Below are 4,003 nucleotides of genomic sequence, written 5' to 3'. Positions count from 1 at the left end.
GTGGGGAGTGCTGCGGGAGGGGCGGGCGGTTCGGAAGGTTCTGGAGATGCGGCTCACGCGGTTCTCCTTGTGATGTGGGGGGGTACGCGCGGGGGCGGCGCGGGCCGGATCCCAGTCCCGGCAGTCCCGTTCGGTATGACGAACCACGCTCGTCACCGCGAACGGGAAACTAGAGTCGAAGCGCTTGCGCGTCAACGGTTCACGCAGACTTACTTCGCGCCCTCGGACTCGCGCCCACAGCGGCCGGTGGCCCCGACGGAGCGTTCCGTCGGGGCCACCGGTCCGGCTCTCTCCCCGCTCAGGCGAGCCGGATCAGGTTCCAGGAGAGCGGCTCCAGAGTCGCCTTGAGCGTGCCGTCGACGAGCACGGCGCCCTCCCCCGCGTGCGGGACGACCCGCTCCTGGTCCGTCAGGGTGTTCCTGGCCTCGGGGTCGGCGTCGGCGAGCACGCTGTGCTCGACCAGCTCCGTCAGACCGAGCCCGGAGAGCAGCACCTCCAGCGGCAGCGCCCGCGTCTGGCTGCGGTTGACCGCGAAGACCGCGACCGTGCCGTCGTCGTGCCGTACGGCGGTGGCGTGCAGCAGGTCGACCTCGCCGTACTTCGCGGTCGGGTGCGTCGGGGAGTCGACCCGTACGTCCAGCACCGTCCCGCGCCCGTACGTCGACGCCTGCGCGAAGGGGAAGAAGGTGGTCTGCCGCCAGGCCGGGCCGCCGGGCTCGGTCATGATCGGCGCGATGACGTTGACGAGCTGGGCGAGACAGGCCACCGTCACCCGGTCGGCGTGCCGGAGCAGCGCGATCAGCAGCGAGCCGAAGACGACGGCGTCGGTCACCGAGTAGACGTCCTCCAGCAGCCGGGGGGCCTCCTGCCAGTCCTCGACCGGGTGCGGGTTGGGCTTCTCCATGTACCAGACGTTCCACTCGTCGAAGGAGAGGTTGATCCTCTTCTCCGACTTCAGCTTGGCGCCGACGTGGTCGCAGGTCGCGACGACCTTCTCGATGAACGCCTCCATGTCCACCGCCGAGGCGAGGAAGGAGTCCCGGTCGCCGTCCCTCTCCCAGTAGTAGCTGTGCAGCGAGACGTAGTCGACCAGGTCGTAGGTCTCGGTGAGGACCGTGGCCTCCCACGCGCCGAAGGTGTCCATGCCGGAGTTGGACGATCCGCTGGCGACCAGTTCGAGGTCCGGGTCGATCTGCCGCATCGCGCGCGCGGTCTCGGCGGCGATCCGCCCGTACTCCTCGGCCGTCTTGTGGCCGGTCTGCCAGGGCCCGTCCACCTCGTTGCCCAGGCACCACAGCTTGATGCCGTACGGGTCCTTGTCGCCGTGCGCGGCGCGGAGGTCGGAGAGTTCCGTGCCGGAGGGGTGGTTGGCGTACTCCTGGAGCTGGATGGCCTCGGTCACCCCGCGCGTGCCGAGGTTGACGGCCATCATCGGCTCGGCCTCCGGGCCCGCCTTGCGTACGAAGTCGATGAACTCGGCGAGTCCGAACCGGTTGGACTCCGTGGTCTTCCAGGCCAGGTCGAGCCGGCGGGGCCGCTCGTCCACCGGGCCGACGCTGTCCTCCCAGCGGTAGCCGGAGACGAAGTTGCCGCCGGGGTAGCGCAGGGCGGTGGGGCCCAGCTCCCGGACGAGTTCGAGCACGTCCGTGCGGAGCCCCGCCGCGTCGGCGGTGGGGTGGCCGGGCTCGTGGATGCCGGTGTAGACGCAGCGGCCGAGGTGTTCGACGAAGGAGCCGAAGAGACGGGGGTTCACCGCGCCGACGGTGAAGTCGGGGTGCAGGGTGAAACGGGCGGGTCGGTTCATGACTCCCTCATCTGCGATCACATGCGATCAAAAGCCTGGACTGGTAAGGATGTTGATATTCATGGAGAAATACGTCAAGGCCCGCCCGACGGCACGCAAGCGCTTCGATTGTTCCGTCGGCGGTCGGCGGTCGGCGATCTCCCGTGACACCTCCGAATGTTCGATATATCGAACCATGACCGTAACCTCGAACCGGAACGTAAGGTCGAGAGGAAAGCCGCGTCAATCCCTTGGCGGGGAAATCCGGACGAGGTTCTTCCCGCCGAACGCGAGGGGGCGGGGCAGCGACAGAGGGCCGCACCCCGGAGTGAACGGGGTACGGCCCTCGGTGGGGCGCGCGAGCGCACGGGGCCCGGTCGGCGACGGATCAGGCCACCGACCAGGCTCCGGATCAGGCGACGGAGACGATCATCTTTCCGGTGTTCTCGCCGCGCAGCACGCCGAGGAAGGCGTCGAAGCCGTTCTCGATGCCGTCGACAACCGTCTCCTTGTACTTCAGCTCGCCCGAGGCGAGCCAGCCGCTCACGTCCTTGATGAACTGCGGCTTCAGCCCGTAGTGGTCGCCGACGTACATGCCCTCGAAGCGCAGCCGCTTGCCGATGGCGAGCGCGAGGTTGCGCGGGCCGGGCGTCGGCTCGGTGTTGTTGTACTGGGCGATCGCCCCGCAGATGGTGACCCGCCCGTGCGTGTTCAGCGCCGCGATCGCGGCTTCGAGGTGCTCGCCGCCGACGTTGTCGAAGTAGACGTCGATCCCGTCGGGAGCGGCCTCCGCCAGCTGCCCCTTGACCGGGCCGCTCTTGTAGTTGAACGCCGCGTCGAAGCCGTACTCCTCCAGGAGAAGCCTGACCTTCTCGTCCGAGCCCGCCGAACCGATCACCCGCGAAGCGCCCCTCAGCCGGGCGAGCTGCCCGACCAGGCTGCCGACCGCCCCGGCGGCGCCGGAGACGAAGACGGCGTCGCCTTCCTTGAAGACGGCGGTCTCGAAGAGACCGGCGTAGGCGGTGAGCCCGGCCATCCCGAGGACGCCGAGGTAGGCGGAGAGCGGGGCGAGCGAGGCGTCCACCTTGGTCGCCTGCTCGGCCGGGAACTCGGCGTACTCACGCCAGCCGAGACCGTGCAGGACGTGGTCCCCGACCGCGAACCCCTCGGCGCGGGAGGCGATGACCTCACCGACCGCCCCGCCGGCCATCGGCCGGTCCAGCTCGAACGGGGGAATGTACGACTTCACGTCGTTCATCCGGGGCCGCATGTACGGGTCGACCGAGAAGTACCGGTTCCGGACCAGGATCCGCCCCTCGCCCGGCTCGGCCACCGGAACCTCGCGCAGGGCGACATCGGTCGGCTGGGGCCAGCCGTGCGGGCGGGCGACGAGATGCCAGGCGCGGCCGGTGGTGGGGAGTGCGGTCATGGTGCGGGTCCTCCTCGGACGATCTCAGAAAGCTTCACTACATGAAACAACAATGCTCCTGAATATTTCATGTTGTCAAGTAAGTGGGTACCCTGGTGTCCATGGCCACCGCGCGCAGAGACCCCCTGACCCTGGAAGTCGTCGAGCTGATCGGCACCGTCGTGGCCCGCTACTACGAGGAGTACGAGCAGGCGGCGGCCCAGCACGCGCTGACCGGCGCGCAGGCGCGTGTGCTGAGGCTGCTGTCCCTGGAGCCCCTGCCCATGCGCCGGATCGCACGGAACCTGAAGTGCGAGCCGTCCAACGTCACGGGCATCGTGGACCGGCTCGAAGCGCGCGGGCTGGTCGAGCGGCGCCCGGACCCGGCCGACCGCAGGGTGAAGCTCGCCGCCCCCACCGAGAAGGGCCTCGCGACGGCGGAGCAGCTGCGGGACTCCCTCGACTTCGCGCGCGAGCCGTTGGCCGGGCTGACGGCGGCGGAGCGCGAGACGCTGCGCGATCTGCTCCAGCGCATGGTGGGCGAGAGCGCCGCCTGAGCGACGCGACACCACCCCGCACAACTCCGGCGTTGCGGAGGTCAGTTCACCCTTTGCCTCTTGTTGACCGGCCGAAAAGGGGCACGCCGGAGCGATCGACGGCGTGCCGGAGCCGGGGGTGATCGCGCCCCGCGCAGGCGGGGGTGCACCGCTTCATTTCCCGAGGCCGGAAGCCGTGCCGCGTTGCCGTCAAAGGCAGAACCACAGGATCGGCGTGCAGGTCGTGGACGGCTCGGGCGCCGCTCGACCAGCCCG

General features: G+C 69.5%; 3 protein-coding genes. 1 reads left to right on the top strand and 2 read right to left on the bottom strand.

Features of this window, described 5'->3' with window-relative positions; genetic code table 11:
- Nucleotides 1-298: 298 nt before the first annotated feature.
- Both arfA and DVH02_RS33385 read right to left on the bottom strand, forming a co-directional pair.
- Complete coding sequence (arfA, locus tag DVH02_RS33390) at nucleotides 299-1,804, bottom strand: arabinosylfuranosidase ArfA (RefSeq protein ID WP_114627586.1); 1,506 nt, start codon at nucleotides 1,802-1,804, stop codon at nucleotides 299-301.
- A 391-nt stretch (nucleotides 1,805-2,195) separates the two neighbouring features.
- Complete coding sequence (locus DVH02_RS33385; RefSeq protein WP_114627585.1) at nucleotides 2,196-3,212, bottom strand: NADP-dependent oxidoreductase; 1,017 nt, start codon at nucleotides 3,210-3,212, stop codon at nucleotides 2,196-2,198.
- A gap of 101 nt (nucleotides 3,213-3,313) precedes the next feature.
- On the opposite strand from DVH02_RS33385, the gene DVH02_RS33380 reads away from it, so the two are divergent.
- The gene (locus DVH02_RS33380; protein ID WP_114627587.1) at nucleotides 3,314-3,748 is read left to right on the top strand and encodes a MarR family winged helix-turn-helix transcriptional regulator; all 435 of its coding nucleotides are present in this window, start codon (nucleotides 3,314-3,316) and stop codon (nucleotides 3,746-3,748) included.
- Nucleotides 3,749-4,003: the final 255 nt, after the last annotated feature.

The organism is Streptomyces corynorhini, from assembly GCF_003346515.1.
Taxonomy (GTDB): domain Bacteria; phylum Actinomycetota; class Actinomycetes; order Streptomycetales; family Streptomycetaceae; genus Streptomyces; species Streptomyces corynorhini.
The sequence above is the reverse complement of the archived record's forward strand: the minus strand, read 5'-3'. Positions and strand labels throughout refer to the sequence as shown.